We start from the raw sequence: 17,823 nt of genomic DNA on the forward strand, positions 1-17,823 counted from the left end.
CTTTAGTACCTTGGCAAATAAAGTCGACCAAAGAGTAAATTTTGCACGTAGTAAGCACATCATAGATTACCCGGATTTTCTAGATGTACAGTTGCAATCATTCAGAGAATTTTTCCAGATAGAAACTACTTCAGACAACCGTCACACAGAGGGCTTGTTTAAAGTATTTGCTGAAAACTTTCCAATCACTGATTCCAGAAATATTTTTGTTTTGGAATTCCTTGATTATTTTATTGACCCACCGCGTTATGATATACCTGAGTGTATTGACCGTGGGTTAACTTATAGTGTTCCCTTAAAGGCAAAGTTGAAATTGTCTTGTAATGATGCGGAGCACGAAGATTTTGAAACTATCATTCAGGATGTATATCTGGGTACTATTCCATATATGACCCCTAAGGGTACATTCGTAATCAATGGTGCAGAGCGTGTAATTGTTTCTCAGTTACACAGGTCACCGGGTGTGTTCTTCGGCCAGAGCCGTCACACTAACGGAACCAAGCTTTATTCTGCACGTGTGATTCCTTTCAAAGGATCCTGGATCGAGTTTGCTACTGACGTAAACAACGTCATGTATGCTTATATCGACCGTAAGAAAAAATTCCCGGTTACCACACTTTTACGTGCAATTGGTTACGATTCTGATAAAGACATCCTTGAATTGTTTGACTTGGCTGATGAGGTTAAGGTTAGCAAATCTGGTTTGAAAAAGTATATCGGACGTAAGCTTGCTGCAAGAGTTTTAAGAAAATGGGTTGAAGATTTTGTAGACGAAGATACTGGTGAAGTAGTTTCGATAGATCGTAACGAAGTGATCTTGGACAGGGATACTGTTTTAGAAGACGAGCATATTGATATGATCATTGATGCTGGCGTTAAAACTATTATCTTATCTAAAGATGATGGTGCCAGTCAGGCTGATTATACTATTATATATAATACATTACAAAAAGATACTTCAAACTCTGAAAAAGAGGCTGTTGAAAACATCTATCGTGCTTTGCGTAACGCAGAACCACCTGATGAGGAAACTGCAAGAGGTATCATTGAGCGTTTATTCTTCTCAGACAAACGTTATGACTTAGGGGATGTTGGTCGTTACCGCATCAACCGTAAGTTGAAAATGGATACTCCTGATCACGTTAAAGTATTAACAAAAGCAGATATTATTGCAATTGTTAAATACCTCATCAAATTAATCAACTCCAAAGAAGAGGTCGATGATATTGACCACTTGTCAAACCGTCGTGTACGTACAGTAGGTGAGCAGTTATATGCTCAGTTTGGTGTAGGTCTTGCGCGTATGGCACGTACAATCCGTGAGCGGATGAACATTCGTGATAATGAGGTTTTCACGCCAACAGACTTAATTAATGCCCGTACTTTATCGTCGGTTATTAACTCATTCTTTGGTACAAACCAGTTGTCACAGTTTATGGACCAGACTAATCCTCTTGCAGAGATTACGCACAAGCGTCGTCTTTCAGCATTAGGCCCAGGTGGTCTTTCCCGTGAAAGAGCTGGTTTCGAGGTGCGTGACGTTCACTATACTCACTACGGTAGATTGTGTACGATTGAAACACCAGAGGGACCAAACATTGGTTTGATTTCATCACTTTGTGTACATGCAAAGATCAATACATTAGGTTTTATAGAAACGCCATACAAGATCGTAAGAGACGGTATCGTTGCTGTAGATGAAGATGTAATTTATCTTTCTGCGGAAGATGAAGATGGTAAAACTATCGCACAGGCAAACGCTGCTTATGATGATAAAGGTAATTTCACCACTGCACGTGTTAAAGCACGTTACGAGGGTGACTTCCCGATTATTGAGCCTGAGAAATTAGACTTAATGGACGTGGCACCTAATCAGATTACTTCGATTGCTGCTTCATTGATTCCTTTCCTTGAACATGATGATGCGAACAGGGCCCTGATGGGTTCCAACATGCAACGTCAGGCCGTACCTTTATTACGTCCTGAGGCTCCGATTGTTGGTACTGGTCTGGAAGGTCGTGTTGCACGTGACTCAAGAACATTGATCAATGCTGAAGGTGATGGTGTTGTTGAATATGTGGATGCTAACGAAATTACTATCAAATATGTAAGAAACGATGCAGATCGTTTAGTATCATTTGAAGGTGATAGCAAAACTTATAGATTAATTAAATTCAAGAAAACCAATCAGAATACTTGTATCAACTTAAAACCAATTGTTAAAAAAGGTCAGAAAGTTGTTAAAGGACAAGTACTTTGTGAAGGTTATGCAACTGAAAATGGTGAACTTGCTTTAGGCAGGAACCTTAAAGTAGCGTTCATGCCTTGGCAGGGATATAACTTTGAGGATGCGATTGTAATCAGTGAACGTATTGTTCGTGAAGACATCTTTACTTCATTGCATATTGAAGAGTTTGAATTGGAAGTGCGTGATACGAAACGTGGAGAAGAGGAATTAACACCAGATATTCCTAACGTTTCTGAAGAAGCTACTAAAGATTTAGATGAAAACGGTATCATTCGTATCGGTGCTGAAGTTAAAGAAGGCGATATTCTGATTGGTAAAATTACACCAAAAGGTGAGTCTGATCCTTCACCGGAAGAGAAATTATTACGCGCTATCTTTGGAGATAAAGCAGGTGATGTGAAAGATGCATCCCTGAAAACTCCACCATCGATCAGAGGTGTTGTAATTGATACTAAATTATTCTCAAGAGCTAAGAAAACTACTAAAGCTGAAGAAAAAGCTGCGATAGAGAAATTAGATAAGAGATATAATCTGGCTACAACCAATCTTAAAAATGAGTTGGTTGACAAATTGTTCCAGATTGTAAATGGTAAAACTTCTCAGGGTATTTTCAACGTTTACAAGGAATTGTTATTCCCTAAAGGTGCTAAGTTCACTCAAAAAAGTTTAGCTGATCTTGAATTCGCTCACATTAATCCATACAAATGGACTACTGATGACGATAAAAATGATCAGATCAAAATTTTGATCCACAACTACGGTATCCGTGTAAACGAAGAACTGGGTGCATATAAACGTGATAAATTCGCCATCAGTGTTGGTGATGAATTGCCTTCAGGTATTGTGCAGATGGCTAAAGTTTATGTTGCTAAAAAACGTAAACTAAAAGTAGGGGATAAGATGGCTGGTCGTCACGGTAATAAGGGTATTGTTGCCCGTATCGTTCGTGATGAAGATATGCCGTTCCTTGATGATGGAACTCCTGTTGATATTGTGTTGAACCCACTGGGTGTACCTTCACGTATGAACCTTGGACAGATCTACGAAACTGTATTGGCATGGGCCGGTAAAGAATTGGGTGTTAAATTTGCAACTCCGATCTTTGATGGTGCCAAGCATGATGAAGTTGAAGCGTGGATCGCTAAAGCTGGTGTTCCTGCTTCAGGAAGAACCTATTTACATAATGGTTTAACAGGTGAGCGTTTCGACCAGCCAACTACAGTAGGTATTATCTACATGCTGAAATTGGGTCACATGGTTGATGATAAAATGCACGCCCGTTCAATCGGACCATATTCATTAATTACACAACAACCATTGGGTGGTAAAGCTCAATTCGGGGGTCAGCGTTTTGGTGAGATGGAGGTTTGGGCATTAGAAGCATTTGGTGCGGCTAATATTCTACAAGAGATCCTGACTGTGAAGTCTGATGATGTAATCGGTAGAGCCAAAACTTATGAAGCAATTGTAAAAGGCGAAAACCTGCCGACTCCAGGTGTACCGGAATCATTCAATGTACTGGTACATGAACTGCGCGGATTAGGTTTAGATATTACGTTAGACTAATGTTGAATTTTTTAATGTCGGAATGGGACCTGTTAAAGCAGGAGCCCATTCTGACTTTTTAAATTTTCAAATTCAAACAACAGAGCTATGTCTTACAAAAAGGATAATAAATTAAAAAGCAATTTCACCTCGATTACCATTAGTTTGGCATCGCCGGAGGCTATTTTAGAGCGCTCTAGTGGTGAGGTGTTAAAACCTGAGACTATTAATTATCGTACTTACAAACCTGAACGTGATGGTTTGTTCTGCGAGCGTATTTTTGGTCCGGTAAAAGATTACGAATGTCACTGTGGTAAATACAAACGTATCCGTTATAAAGGTATTGTTTGTGACCGTTGTGGTGTTGAGGTAACGGAGAAAAAAGTACGTAGAGAGCGTATGGGGCACATCAATTTGGTGGTTCCTGTTGCGCATATCTGGTATTTCCGTTCATTACCAAACAAAATTGGTTACTTATTAGGCCTTCCTACCAAAAGATTAGATTTGATCATTTACTACGAGCGTTATGTAGTTATTCAATCTGGTTTAATGGAAGAACAAGGTATCCAGTACATGGATTTCCTTACTGAGGAAGAGTACCTTGATATTCTTGATAAATTACCTAAAGAAAACCAATACTTAGACGATAAAGACCCTAATAAATTCATCGCCAAAATGGGTGCTGAAGCATTAGAAGATTTATTGAAACGTATAGACTTAGATACTTTATCTTATAACTTACGTCACCAGGCTGCAAACGAGACTTCTCAACAACGTAAAAACGAAGCATTAAAACGTTTACAGGTTGTTGAAGCTTTCCGTGGTGCAAGAACACGTATTGAAAATAATCCAGAATGGATGATTATCAAAATTGTTCCTGTTATTCCACCGGAATTACGTCCGTTAGTACCTCTTGAAGGTGGTCGTTTCGCTACTTCAGATTTAAATGATCTGTACCGTCGTGTGATTATCCGTAACAACCGTTTAAAACGTTTGATCGAGATTAAAGCACCAGAGGTTATTTTACGTAACGAAAAACGTATGTTACAGGAAGCTGTAGATTCGTTATTCGATAACTCACGTAAAGTAAATGCGGTTAAAACTGAAGGTAACCGTGCTTTGAAATCTCTTTCAGATATTCTGAAAGGTAAACAAGGGCGTTTCCGTCAGAATTTATTGGGTAAACGTGTGGATTATTCTGCGCGTTCGGTAATTGTTGTAGGTCCAAACCTTAAATTACACGAATGTGGTTTACCTAAAGATATGGCTGCTGAGCTTTTCAAACCGTTTATCATTCGCAAGATGATCGAACGTGGAATCGTGAAAACAGTTAAATCTGCAAAGAAAATTGTTGATAGAAAAGATCCATTAGTTTGGGACATTCTTGAGAACGTTTTAAAAGGACACCCTGTATTACTGAATCGTGCACCTACGCTGCACAGATTGGGTATCCAGTCTTTCCAGCCTAAACTGGTGGAAGGAAAAGCAATCCAGTTACACCCGTTAGTGTGTACTGCATTCAACGCCGATTTTGACGGTGACCAGATGGCTGTGCATTTACCTTTGGGTCATGCTGCTATTTTGGAAGCCCAGGTATTGATGTTAGCTGCGCACAACATTCTGAACCCTGCAAACGGTACTCCGATTACTGTACCTTCTCAGGATATGGTTTTGGGTCTTTATTACATTACTAAAGGCCGCAGAACTGACGAAAACCGTGTTGTTAACGGACAGGATTTCTCATTCTATTCTCCGGAAGAAGTTATCATTGCTTACAATGAGAAACGTATCGATCTTCACGCATTTATCAAAGTAAAGGTGAATGTTAAAGATTCTGACGGAAATATTGTTAATAAATTAACTGAAACTACAGTTGGTCGTGTACTGTTTAATCAAATGGTTCCGGCAGAAGTAGGATATATCAATGAATTGCTGACTAAAAAATCACTGAGAGATATTATTGGTGATGTAGTTAAGGTTACTGGTATGGCTCGCGCGTCAAGATTCCTTGATGATATTAAAGAGTTAGGTTTCCAAATGGCATTCAGAGGTGGACTATCGTTTAACTTACAGGATGTAAACATCCCTGCAGAGAAACAAGTTCTTTTAGAACAAGCTTCTGCTGAAGTTGAAGAGGTAAGGAATAACTATAACATGGGATTCATTACCAACAACGAGCGTTACAATCAGATTATCGATATCTGGACTCGTATCAACAACCGTTTAACATCATTCGTGATGACTCAGTTATCTAGCGATAACCAAGGGTTTAACTCGGTATATATGATGCTTGACTCTGGAGCACGTGGATCTAAAGAGCAGATTCGTCAGCTTTGCGGAATGCGTGGTCTGATGGCAAAACCTCAGAAATCAGGTTCAGGTGGTGAAATTATTGAGAATCCGATTCTTTCGAACTTTAAAGAAGGACTATCAGTATTAGAATACTTTATCTCTACCCACGGTGCGCGTAAAGGTTTGGCGGATACAGCGTTAAAAACTGCAGATGCTGGTTACCTGACCCGTCGTTTACATGACGTTGCTCAGGATATGATCGTGAACGCTGCTGATTGTGGTACTTTAAGAGGTATGTATACTACTGCGTTGAAAGATAACGAAGATATTGTTGAACCATTATATGACAGAATTTTAGGTCGTATTTCACTTCATGATGTATTTAATCCTCTGGATGGTGCATTATTAGTAGGTGCTGGTCAGGATATTGATGAAGACATCGCAAAATCAATCGAAGAGTCTCCTTTAGAAGGTGTGGAAATACGTTCAGTATTGACATGTGAAAATAAAAGAGGTGTTTGTGCGCTTTGTTACGGACGTAACCTTGCAACTGGTAAACGTGTTCAACGTGGTGAAGCTGTTGGTGTAATTGCTGCACAGTCAATCGGTGAGCCGGGTACACAGTTAACATTACGTACGTTCCACGTGGGTGGTACTGCATCAAACATTGCTGCTGAATCTCAGATCAATGCGAAGTTTGATGGTATCATAGAATTCGAAAATGTTCGTACTGTAGCAAATGATACAGGTGAGCAAGGTGTGAAACAAATTGTTTTAGGCCGTTCAGGTGAATTCAAAATCGTAGAAAAAGGTACTGGTAAAGTTATCATGACCAATAATATCCCTTACGGTTCATTCTTATATGTTGAAGAAGGAGCTGAAATTTCAAAAGGTGATAAGATTTGTTCATGGGATCCATATAACGCGGTTATTATCTCGGAGTTTGCCGGTAAAATCGAATTTGATGCAATTATTGAAGGTGTTACCTTCCGTGAAGAGTCAGATGAGCAAACTGGTCACCGTGAGAAAGTAATTATCGATACACGTGATAAAACTAAAAATCCATCAGTAAGAGTAGTAGATAAAAAAGGTGAATTAATCAGACAGTATAACATTCCTGTTGGAGCTCACGTTTCTATCGATGATGGAGAAGCAGTTAAAACTGGTCAGATCTTAGTTAAAATCCCTCGTGCTACAGGAAAAACAAGAGATATTACGGGTGGTTTACCACGTGTAACTGAATTGTTCGAAGCACGTAACCCTTCTAATCCAGCTGTAGTAACTGAGATTGATGGTGTGGTAACTTTAGGTGGTGTGAAACGTGGTAATCGTGAGATGACTATCGAATCAAAAGATGGTGAGATCAAGAAATATCTTGTACCATTATCTAAACACATCCTGGTTCAGGACAATGACTTCGTGAAAGCTGGTATGCCATTATCAGACGGATCGATTTCTCCTGCGGATATTTTAGCAATTAAAGGCCCTGCTGCTGTACAAGAATACTTAGTAAATGGTATACAAGAGGTTTACCGTTTACAAGGTGTAAAAATCAATGATAAACACTTTGAGGTTATTGTACACCAGATGATGCAGAAAGTTCATATTGAAGATCCGGGTGATACTACATTCTTAGAAAATAATTCTGTAGATCGTTGGGACTTCATGATTGAAAATGATGACATCTATGACAAGAAAGTTGTTATTGATGCTGGTGATTCAAATACTGTTAAACCAGGTCAGATTCTTTCTCTGCGTAAATTAAGAGACGAAAATTCTCAATTAAAACGTAAAGACTTGAAACAGATCGAAGTTCGTGATGCAAGGTCAGCAACTGCTAGTTCTGTATTACAAGGTATTACACGTGCATCATTAGGTACTAAATCATTCATTTCTGCAGCTTCCTTCCAGGAAACTACAAAAGTATTGAACGAAGCTGCAATTGCAGGTAAACGTGATAACATGCTTGGACTGAAAGAAAACGTAATCGTTGGTCACTTGATTCCTTCAGGTACTGGAGTTCGCGGATACGAACGTATTATCGTTGGTTCACAAGAAGAGTATGACAAATTATTAGCTTCGAAACAAGAAGAAGAAATAGAAGCATAATTTAAATAGTTAATTTTTTTTTAATCCCTCCTGATCTTGTCAGGGGGGATTTTTTTTTAATATAGCTACCATGCTAAGGAATTAAAGAAGTAGTTTTGTAGTATGGAAAACGAAAACAACGATAATCAGATTAACATTGAACTTTCTGAAGAAATAGCAGAAGGTATATTTTCAAACCTTGCCATTATCACGCACTCTAACACGGAGTTCGTACTGGATTTTATCAGGGTAATGCCAGGCGTACCAAAGGCAAAAGTGAAATCAAGAATCATCTTGACTCCGGAACACGCCAAGAGATTAATGAGTGCAATGCAGGATAATATAGAGAAATTCGAGTCAATTAATGGCAGGATCAAAACTCAGGAAGAGCCATCAGGATTTCCAATGAATTTTGGCGGGCCGACGGCGCAAGCTTAATTCAAAGAAGCTTCTTGTTAAAGAAAGAAGCTTCCTGATCAATAAGGAGAAAAATGATTTCTGCCGTTGTTTTTCTCCTTTATTTTAGTTTTTTATATTCTGTTCGACGAAATTAATGACTTCTGCCGGTTGATCAGGTGTAAACCAATGGATTTGGGTGTCTCTTCTGAACCACGTCAGCTGACGCTTTGCAAATCGCCTGGTATTCTGTTTGATCTTCTCCACAGCAAAATCATAAGTAATCGTACCATCCAGATAGTCGAAAAGTTCTGCATAACCTACTGTTTTCAGTGCATTCAGCTCTCTGAATTCGATTAGAGATTTGACTTCTTCTAAAAGGCCTTCCTCCAGCATCACATCTACACGGTTATTGATACGCTCATATAAAAGCGGTCTTTCCATATTTAAGCCGATCTTTATGATATTAAAAGATCTTTCTTTCCTGCTGTTTGTTAAAAATGAAGACACTTTTTTTCCAGTAGACAAGAAGAATTCCAGTCCGCGGATGAGACGTTGTGTGTTCGCCTGGTCTACTTTCGCATAATATTCAGGATCTGCCGCTTCAAGCTGTGCTTTGATAGGTTCAAGTCCCTCTGTTTCAAATAAATTATTTAGCTGACTTCTGATTTCCATGTCCGTATCCGGTAATTCATCAAGCCCCTTGGTTACAGCATCCAGATATAAACCAGATCCTCCAACCATAATTGCCAGATCGTGCCTTGTAAAGATTTCATCCAATAACCCTAGGGCTTGTTTTTCGAAATCTCCGGTACTAAAGAAAGTATTGATAGAATGAGAGTCAATAAAATGATGTTTCGCAGCAGCAAGCTCATCTGCATGAGGCTTTGCAGTACCTATTGACATTTCTTTAAAAAACTGTCTGGAATCAGCAGAGATAATTTCTGTTGTAAAATGTTGGGCCAGCGTAATAGCTAAAGCTGTTTTACCTATTGCCGTAGGCCCAGCAATTACAATTAATGTTTTATTTTTTGCCATTGATATGGCTTAGTAATCTTCTTTGCTATCGTACTCATCCTCATGATAATCCTCATCTTCTGAGAAATCATCCGACTCTGAATCATCGTCATCAGCATCTTCATTTTTTTCTGATGTTGTGATACCACGGCCATCCATAGCTTCAATTTCTTCCGTATCCTCAGGCACAAAGTCCATTTCATTCAGAAAATCGAAATCATTTGAAATAGGATTATTCGTGACTACTTCAGTTGGGATGTTATTGGCATCAAAAATCTTAGGCGCTTCACCTATACTTTTAAAAAGAACAGGATATTCAATATTTGGATCTGTTTGCAAGATAATTTTGATCAGTTCTACATGAAACTCATAAGGGCGGTCAAAATTGTAGATATAATAAAATTTCTGATGTGGATCTTCAATAAAAGCACTCAGCTTGGATTTCTCCATTAAGCTCACACCGCGGTCAGTTTTCTTTTGCGTTGGAAGATAGGCGATTTCATCCCCTTTGATCCAATGATCAGAACTCACATAAAATGAAGAAGATTTTTCTGCATTATAACCTGTGGTACGGTGTAATGCTTTATGTAAATCTTCAAAAGTTTGCGTTGATTTGATGTCGATTTCTCTGATCACTTCATCGTAATCGTCAAAACTAAGTCTGAATCTATAAATTGCCATTTGTGCTTTATTTCTATATTATAAAATTATAAAATAAAATATGTTTTCACTACTACATATTCATTTTATGAGATATGATGCCATTTGGGCCATAATTACAGGAACTATAACCCCGGTATTCACATTAATTATTTGGGTTGTTCTGTAATAGGGATCAGTCCAAATTCTTTTCCCTTGCGCAACATAAATGCTAACGCTTCGCCAGGTGAATTTGTTATTTCGCCTTCCAGAATTGCTTCGCGGATTGCATTTTTAATCATGCCCACTTCCTTACCGGCAGCAAGGCCGAATACTTCCATGATGTCATTTCCTGAAACAGGAGGTTGCCAGTTTCTTATTTTATCCCGCTCTTCTACATCTTTCAGCTTTTGCTTAACCAGCTCAAAATTATTCCGGTATTTTTTTACTTTATATTCATTTTTAGTAGTCACATCCGCATTGCAGAGTAACATCAGGCTTTCAATATCCTCACCAGCATCAAATAATACGCGTCTTACCGCAGAATCTGTCACCACTTCCTGTGCCAGAACAATAGGACGCAAATGCAGCTGAACCATTTTTTGAACAAACTTCATCTTTTCATTCAACGGCAATTTCAACTGGGAGAAGATCTGAGGAACCATTCTCGCTCCCTTATCTTCATGACCATGAAATGTCCAGCCATGATTCTCCTCAAAGCGTTTAGTCGGAGGTTTAGCAATATCATGAAGAATTGCCGCCCAGCGTAACCAAAGATCTTCTGTAACTTCACAGATATTATCCAGTACCTGCAAGGTATGGTAAAAATTGTCTTTATGTCCTTTTCCTTTAATGATTTCCACGCCATATAAATTAGCCATTTGCGGAAATATGATATGAAGCAGGCCTGTATCGAATAAATATTTAAAACCTATTGACGGAACGGCAGAGAGAATGATCTTATTCAGCTCATCAGTAATTCTTTCTTTGGAAACAATGCTGATCCTTTCCTTTTGTTTGGCAATTGCAGCCAGGGCCTGGTCATCAATATTAAAATTCAATTGAGTTGCAAAGCGAATCGCACGCATCATACGTAAAGGATCGTCCGAAAACGTAATTTCAGCATCCAGTGGAGTACGGATTAATTTATTATTCAAATCCTCCACCCCATTAAACGGATCAACCAACTGTCCGAAATTCTCTTTATTTAAGGAGATCGCTAAAGCATTGATTGTAAAATCCCGTCTTAACTGATCATCCTTAATCGTACCGTTTTCAACGATAGGCTTACGGGAATCAGCACGGTAAGATTCTTTTCTTGCACCAACAAATTCAAGTTCAAGATCGCGGTACTTTAACATGGCCGTTCCGAAGTTCTTAAAAACAGCAACTTTACTCTTTAACTGTTTTCCGGTAAGTTCAGCAAATTCGATCCCATTTCCCAATACAACTACATCAATATCCTTTGATGGCCTTTTCAGAAAAATATCCCGTACGTATCCACCAATCACATAGGCTTCGATATGATTTTCATCGGCAATACCAGCCAGTACCTTAAAAACAGGATGTTCTAGATTTTTTTTCACTAATTATATATTGTTTTGAGCTTATAAACTCATGATGCTTCCAATAGCGTCTGCAAAAGTACTAAAACTTACTTTCTTATGAAGGAAAATTGACCAGAAGGACTTAATTTCATGATCGTAGATGCTTTTTTAATGATTTTGAGTTCCTGTTCCCAGTCCACAACATAATCGACAGCAGCTTTAATTTCTTCGTCGATCTCATCAAAAAACTGTGGAGTAGGCTGACCTGAAAGATTAGCTGAAGTAGAGACGATTGGTTTTCTGAAACGTTGCACCAACTGCTGTGCAAAATCATGCTTAACCACTCTGATGCCTACACTGCCATCTGCATTGATCACATTTTTAGCTAAATTCTTTGCCCCCGAAAAGATCAGGGTTAATGGATGTTCCGCAAATTCGATCAGATCGTACGCAACCTCAGGCACTTCAGTTATATAACTTTGTATTTTCGAATCATTGTCTACCAGGACAATAAAACTCTTATCAGCAGAGCGGCCTTTAATCACATTAATTTTTTCGACTGCCGCTTCATTCGTCGCATCACAACCTATACCCCATACTGTATCTGTAGGATAGAGGATTACGCCCCCATTTTTCAAGACTGTTAAAGCCTTGTCAATTTCCGTTTTTAGCATGGTGTAAATTTATTAAATAATCTCCGGTATTCAGAAGGTTCTTAATCTTTAGCGATCAGGTTGCTGTAAGAATCCATCAGCTGACGGGCTAAAACAGACGTATTGAATTGCTGTGCATAACTCAGACCCGCATCTTTCATCCTGCCGGCAAGCTCCGGATCGGCTAAAATGGAGTTTACTGCCGCTGCCAGTGCAGCCGAATCATTAGGATTTATGTACAAACTATGCGGACCACCCGCTTCCTCCAGACAAGAGCCCGTTGCCGCGACAACTGGTATCCGGCCATAAAGTGCTTCAATAATGGGAATACCAAATCCTTCGTAAAAAGACGGATAAACAAATACAGTGGCCAGCTGATAGATAGCAGGGAGGTCTGTAAATGGAATATCCTTCAGGAAAATTACCCTTTCCCCAAGACCCAGCCTTTCAATTTCAGCCATTACTTTTTGTGCATAAGCCTGCTTTTTGCCAACTACGACCAATTTAAACTCAGGATCAATAGCAGGTAAAGCCTGTACTACGGCCAGTAAGTTTTTTCTTGGTTCGATGGTGCCTACATTAAGGATATACTTTTCAGGTAAATGATACTTTTCGCGTATCGAATCTTTAAACTCCTGACCAATAATTTGTTTAAAAGAATCATCACAGGTTTGATAAAGCACTTCTATTTTCGAAGGATCGATTTGATAATATTCAATAATATCATTTTTAGTCCGCTCACTGATGGCGATGATAAGATCTGCATGTTTGCAGGCATATTTACTTTTGAAATTGTAAATCGTGCGGTCTATGAATTTGTAATACTGCGGATAACGCAGGAAAATCAGGTCATGTATCGTAACTACAGTCCGGATCGCCGGAGATACCCCGACAGGGATTTCATTACTTAAACCATGATAGATAGCAATATTATCTTTTTTTAATTGCTTTTTTACCCCGAAAGTTCTCCATAAGAAAGAAGCCTTTTCAGGCAATACCAGGTGAATGTTCTGCTTTTCGAAAAAAGAAGAAATCTGCCCTTGGTGCTTTACCTTAGGGCTGTAAATAAAGTATTGGTTTTGAGGGAAAAATTCCGATAACTGTAAAACAAGTGATCTGCTGTAATTGCCTAAACCGGTAAAATTATTGGCAGCTCTTTTTCCATCAAAACCAATATTCATTACACTGCTACATTGTTTTCTCTTAATGCGTCATTAAGTGAAGTCTTTTTATCTGTAGATTCTTTACGTTTTCCGATGATCAGTGCACAAGGAACCTGGTAATCACCAGCAGGGAATTTTTTAGTATAACTTCCTGGAATTACTACTGATCTTGCAGGTACGATACCTTTATATTCAATAGGAGTACTTCCTGTCACATCAATAATTTTAGTAGAAGCAGTTAATACCACGTTTGCGCCTAAAACAGCCTCACGTTCTACACGTACACCTTCTACAACGATAGCTCTTGAACCTAGAAAGCAGTTGTCTTCGATAATAACCGGAGCAGCCTGAATTGGCTCTAAAACACCACCAATACCAACACCACCACTTAAGTGAACATGTTTTCCAATTTGTGCACAAGAACCTACAGTAGCCCAGGTATCAACCATTGTACCTTCATCAATATAAGCACCGATGTTCACATAAGAAGGCATTAAAATTACGCCTTTAGCTAAAAATGCACCATAACGCGCACTTGCACCAGGAACAACTCTCACACCTAATTCTTTATAATTGGTTTTCAATTTCATTTTATCATGAAACACAAAAGGACCAACTTCAATTTCTTTCATTTCTCTGATAGGGAAATAAAGGATAACAGCTTTCTTTATCCATTCATTGATGCCCCATGAATTTAGAATTGGTTCAGCAACGCGGATTTCTCCTTTATCAAGCTGCATAACAACAGTCTCGATTGCTTCACAATATTCAGTATATTCTAATAAAGTCCTGTCTTCCCAAGCAGCCTCTATTAACTTTTTCAATTCTTTAATCATTATCAATTTTTATTTTTTCACAAAATAAATCAATTTTATGTATTGAGCGATCTTTTACTTATGTATTTTTGATTTTTTATGGCAGAGCAGGAAAAATTAAGGATAGATAAATACTTGTGGGCAATAAGATTGTTTAAAACAAGAACTTTAGCAACTGAGGCGTGTAAAGCTGGCCGCGTTAAATTTAACGGTCAGAATGTGAAAGCCTCTGTAGTTGTCAAACCCGGTGACGTTTACCAGGTTTCCAAAGGAATCGAAAAAAAGATCATTGAGGTTGTCGAACTACTGTATACCAGGGTTGAATCCAAGATCGCAATTACGAAATATAAAGACATTACCCCGCTCGAAGAAACGCAGGGGTATAAAAGCATGTTCCATTCACCAGTTTTAATCAGGGACAGGGGAGCAGGAAGGCCAACCAAAAGAGATCGTAGAGAGATTGATGATTTAAAAGGTAACCTTTTTGACGAAGACGAAGACAAAAAAGACGAATAACAATAATACGGTTTCATAAAAAAGCCCTGGTAGTTCTGAACTACCAGGGCTTTTTTATGGAGCTGTAACAGCTTATTTTTTGTCAGCCTTGTAACCTTCGTTAAGACCAGTGATCACTTCACTTGTCACATCTAAAGAAGCATCAGCGAATAAAATAGCACTGTTACCTTTTTGGTAAGTCAACACCATTTTATAGCCTTTACCTTTTGCATAGATTTTCAGGTAATCAGCAATTTTGTTGTATAATTTTTCCTGCTCAGCACCTTGCTCATTTTGTAAAGCAGCACCAGCATTTTGCTGATAAGTTTGTAATTCCTGTTGTTTACGGGCTAATCTTTGCTCAGTAGTAGCTCTCTGGTCAGCAGGCAATGTATTTTGAGTTTGCTGATATTGAGCAACCTCACGCTGGAAAGCCTGTTGTTTTGCCGCAAGATCAGTTTGGGCAGCCTTAGATTTAGCATCTAATTTAGTTTTAAGATCTTTGAAATACTGGTACTTCGTTAATAAAGAATCCGAATTTACATAAACGATAGGCTCGTTAGCTTTAACTGTTGTTGTCGCAACGTCAGTTTTAACCGCAGTATCAGTCGCAGCTTTGTTGTCTTTACTCTGGCAGGAAGCCAATACTGAAACTAATGCTACAGCGGTAGCCAGTGTGCTTAGTTTGAAGGATGTTCTGTTCATTTATGCGTGTATTATAATGTTGTTTTTAATTCTTTTCCAGTTTCAGCCTCCATTTATGGATTAAACTGACGGAGTAAATTTTAGCAAATATAAAATTTCCAATTTAGTATCCTAAATAACTTGTTTTTTTTGGGTCATTAATGCACTTTTTTGCTCAAATAGTTATCCACATTTGCCTTTAATTGGCCATAATTGGTTATTTTTGAATCTTATTTTTTATTAACATTTATGAGCGAAGAAAAAGATTCAAAGTCAAATTATTCGGCAGATAATATACAGGTATTAGAAGGTTTAGAAGCGGTGCGTAAGCGTCCTTCGATGTATATAGGTGATACGGGTGTTAAAGGATTGCACCATTTGGTTTATGAAGTAGTAGATAACTCAATTGATGAGGCTCTGGCAGGACATGCCAATACGATTACCGTAAATATTCTTAAAGATAATTCTATCAGAGTTGAGGATAACGGTCGTGGTATTCCAACAGGGATCATGCAAAAAGAACAAAAATCGGCACTTGAAGTTGTAATGACTGTACTGCATGCCGGTGGTAAGTTCGATAAAGACACTTATAAAGTTTCCGGTGGATTACACGGTGTAGGGGTAAGTTGCGTAAACGCATTATCTATACACCTGAAAGCAGAAGTACACCGTGAAGGAAAAGTCTGGGCACAGGAATACCGTGAAGGTAAACCACAATACGATGTGAAAATTGTTGGGGAGACTGAAAAAAGAGGTACAGTAATTACTTTTACTCCGGATGACAAGATCTTTACCCAGACTACAGAATATCGTTACGATACACTGGCTTCGCGTTTAAGAGAGTTATCTTTCTTAAATAAAGGAATCAGCCTAACCTTAACAGATGAGCGTGAAGTGGATGATCAGGGAAACTTCCTGACTGAGCTTTTCCTTTCTGAAGGTGGTTTAAAAGAATTTGTTCAGTTCCTGGACGGAGGTCGTCCTTCGCTGATTGCTGAGCCTATTTATGTAGAGGGAATTAAAAATGGTATTCCTGTAGAGCTTGCTTTGCAGTACAATGACAGCTATGCTGAAAACGTACACTCTTATGTAAATAATATCAACACACATGAAGGCGGTACGCACATTGCCGGTTTCAGAAGAGGTTTAACCCGTACTTTGAAAGCTTATGCTGATAAATCAGGTTTACTTAAAAACGTTAAATTTGAAATTACAGGTGATGACTTTCGTGAAGGTCTTACTGCAGTAATTTCAGTAAAAGTACAAGAGCCGCAATTTGAAGGGCAGACCAAAACCAAATTAGGTAACACTGAGGTTATGGGTGCTGTGGATATTGCTGTTGGTGAAGCATTGGGTATCTATCTGGAAGAATATCCAAAAGAAGCCAGAATGATTGTCAACAAGGTAATTCTTGCAGCTACAGCACGTGCAGCAGCACGTAAAGCACGTGAAATGGTTCAGCGTAAGAGTGTAATGGGCGGATCTGGCTTACCAGGTAAACTTGCCGATTGCTCAGACAGTGATCCTGAAAAATGTGAATTGTACCTTGTCGAGGGAGATTCCGCGGGTGGAACTGCAAAACAGGGCCGTGACCGTAACTTCCAGGCTATTCTTCCATTGAAAGGTAAAATCCTGAATGTGGAAAAGGCAATGGAGCATAAAATCTACGAGAACGACGAGATCAAGAATATGTTTACTGCACTCGGTGTAAGTATAGGTACTCCTGAAGATGACAAAGCTTTGAACATTACCAAACTTCGTTACCATAAGATCGTGATCATGACGGATGCGGATATTGACGGATCACACATTACTACCCTGATCCTGACGTTCTTCTTCAGATACATGAAAGCATTAATCGAAGCAGGATATGTTTATATCGCAGCGCCGCCACTTTACCTGGTTAAAAAAGGAAAAGAGCAGGAATATTGCTGGAATGATCAGCAACGTGATGCAGCAGTACAACGCTTAAAAGGACAAGGTAAAGAAGAAAGTGTTCACATCCAGCGTTACAAAGGTTTGGGTGAAATGAATGCAGAACAACTTTGGGATACTACCTTAAACCCTGCTAACCGTACTTTGATGCAGGCTACCATTGAAAATGCTGCAGAGTGTGACCATACTTTCTCTATGTTAATGGGGGATGAAGTAGCACCAAGAAGAGAATTCATTGAAAGAAACGCTAAATATGCGAAGATTGACGCTTAGGCTTTCAGTCTTTTAATAAAAAAAGGAGGTATC

12 protein-coding genes are annotated in these 17,823 nt (G+C 38.8%); 5 read left to right on the top strand and 7 right to left on the bottom strand.

All coding sequences use genetic code 11. The features are described from left to right. Window positions 1-10: 10 nt before the first annotated feature. The 3 genes from rpoB to LY11_RS16085 all read left to right on the top strand — a co-directional run bounded on the left by rpoB (window position 11) and on the right by LY11_RS16085 (window position 8,611). On the top strand, window positions 11-3,814 hold the full coding sequence (gene rpoB / locus LY11_RS16075) for a DNA-directed RNA polymerase subunit beta (protein ID WP_111634667.1): 3,804 nt from the start codon (window positions 11-13) through the stop codon (window positions 3,812-3,814). A gap of 87 nt (window positions 3,815-3,901) precedes the next feature. Further along, on the top strand, window positions 3,902-8,194 hold the full coding sequence (rpoC, locus tag LY11_RS16080) for a DNA-directed RNA polymerase subunit beta' (RefSeq protein WP_111634668.1): 4,293 nt from the start codon (window positions 3,902-3,904) through the stop codon (window positions 8,192-8,194). Between the two features lie 102 nt (window positions 8,195-8,296). Next, window positions 8,297-8,611 carry a DUF3467 domain-containing protein gene (locus LY11_RS16085; protein WP_068403172.1) on the top strand — a complete coding sequence of 105 codons (315 nt, stop codon included), beginning with the start codon at window positions 8,297-8,299 and terminating at the stop codon, window positions 8,609-8,611. A gap of 84 nt (window positions 8,612-8,695) precedes the next feature. Here the strand turns inward: LY11_RS16085 and miaA are convergent, their stop codons facing one another. From miaA to LY11_RS16115, 6 genes are all read right to left on the bottom strand, one after another. Further along, window positions 8,696-9,607: a tRNA (adenosine(37)-N6)-dimethylallyltransferase MiaA gene (gene miaA / locus LY11_RS16090; RefSeq protein WP_111634669.1), complete on the bottom strand. Its 912-nt coding sequence runs from the start codon at window positions 9,605-9,607 to the stop codon at window positions 8,696-8,698. Between the two features lie 9 nt (window positions 9,608-9,616). Next, complete coding sequence (locus LY11_RS16095; protein WP_111634670.1) at window positions 9,617-10,267, bottom strand: IS1096 element passenger TnpR family protein; 651 nt, start codon at window positions 10,265-10,267, stop codon at window positions 9,617-9,619. Between the two features lie 128 nt (window positions 10,268-10,395). Next, on the bottom strand, window positions 10,396-11,811 hold the full coding sequence (locus tag LY11_RS16100; RefSeq protein ID WP_111634671.1) for a CCA tRNA nucleotidyltransferase: 1,416 nt from the start codon (window positions 11,809-11,811) through the stop codon (window positions 10,396-10,398). 68 nt (window positions 11,812-11,879) lie between these two features. Beyond that, a complete protein-coding gene (locus tag LY11_RS16105) occupies window positions 11,880-12,446 on the bottom strand; it encodes an L-threonylcarbamoyladenylate synthase (RefSeq protein WP_211321574.1) in 567 nt (188 codons plus the stop codon). Window positions 12,447-12,487: 41 nt separating this feature from the next. Beyond that, on the bottom strand, window positions 12,488-13,606 hold the full coding sequence (locus LY11_RS16110) for a glycosyltransferase family 4 protein (RefSeq protein ID WP_111634673.1): 1,119 nt from the start codon (window positions 13,604-13,606) through the stop codon (window positions 12,488-12,490). Continuing rightward, complete coding sequence (locus LY11_RS16115; RefSeq protein ID WP_211321575.1) at window positions 13,606-14,424, bottom strand: 2,3,4,5-tetrahydropyridine-2,6-dicarboxylate N-succinyltransferase; 819 nt, start codon at window positions 14,422-14,424, stop codon at window positions 13,606-13,608. The genes LY11_RS16110 and LY11_RS16115 overlap by 1 nt, the downstream gene beginning before the upstream one ends. A 78-nt stretch (window positions 14,425-14,502) precedes the next feature. Here LY11_RS16115 and LY11_RS16120 point away from each other — a divergent pair, with 78 nt between their 5' ends. Beyond that, window positions 14,503-14,919, top strand: a complete 417-nt coding sequence (locus LY11_RS16120) for an RNA-binding S4 domain-containing protein (protein ID WP_111634674.1) — start codon at window positions 14,503-14,505, stop codon at window positions 14,917-14,919. 72 nt (window positions 14,920-14,991) lie between these two features. Here LY11_RS16120 and LY11_RS16125 read toward each other — a convergent pair whose 3' ends face one another. Beyond that, window positions 14,992-15,603 carry an OmpH family outer membrane protein gene (locus LY11_RS16125; protein ID WP_111634675.1) on the bottom strand — a complete coding sequence of 204 codons (612 nt, stop codon included), beginning with the start codon at window positions 15,601-15,603 and terminating at the stop codon, window positions 14,992-14,994. Window positions 15,604-15,831: 228 nt separating this feature from the next. Between LY11_RS16125 and gyrB the strand changes: the two genes are divergently transcribed. Continuing rightward, entirely contained in the window at window positions 15,832-17,790 is a 1,959-nt protein-coding gene (gene gyrB, locus LY11_RS16130) for a DNA topoisomerase (ATP-hydrolyzing) subunit B (protein WP_111634676.1), read from the top strand. Window positions 17,791-17,823 lie beyond the last annotated feature (33 nt).

It is taken from the genome of Pedobacter cryoconitis (assembly GCF_003259615.1).
In the GTDB taxonomy this organism is placed as follows: Bacteria; Bacteroidota; Bacteroidia; order Sphingobacteriales; family Sphingobacteriaceae; genus Pedobacter; species Pedobacter cryoconitis.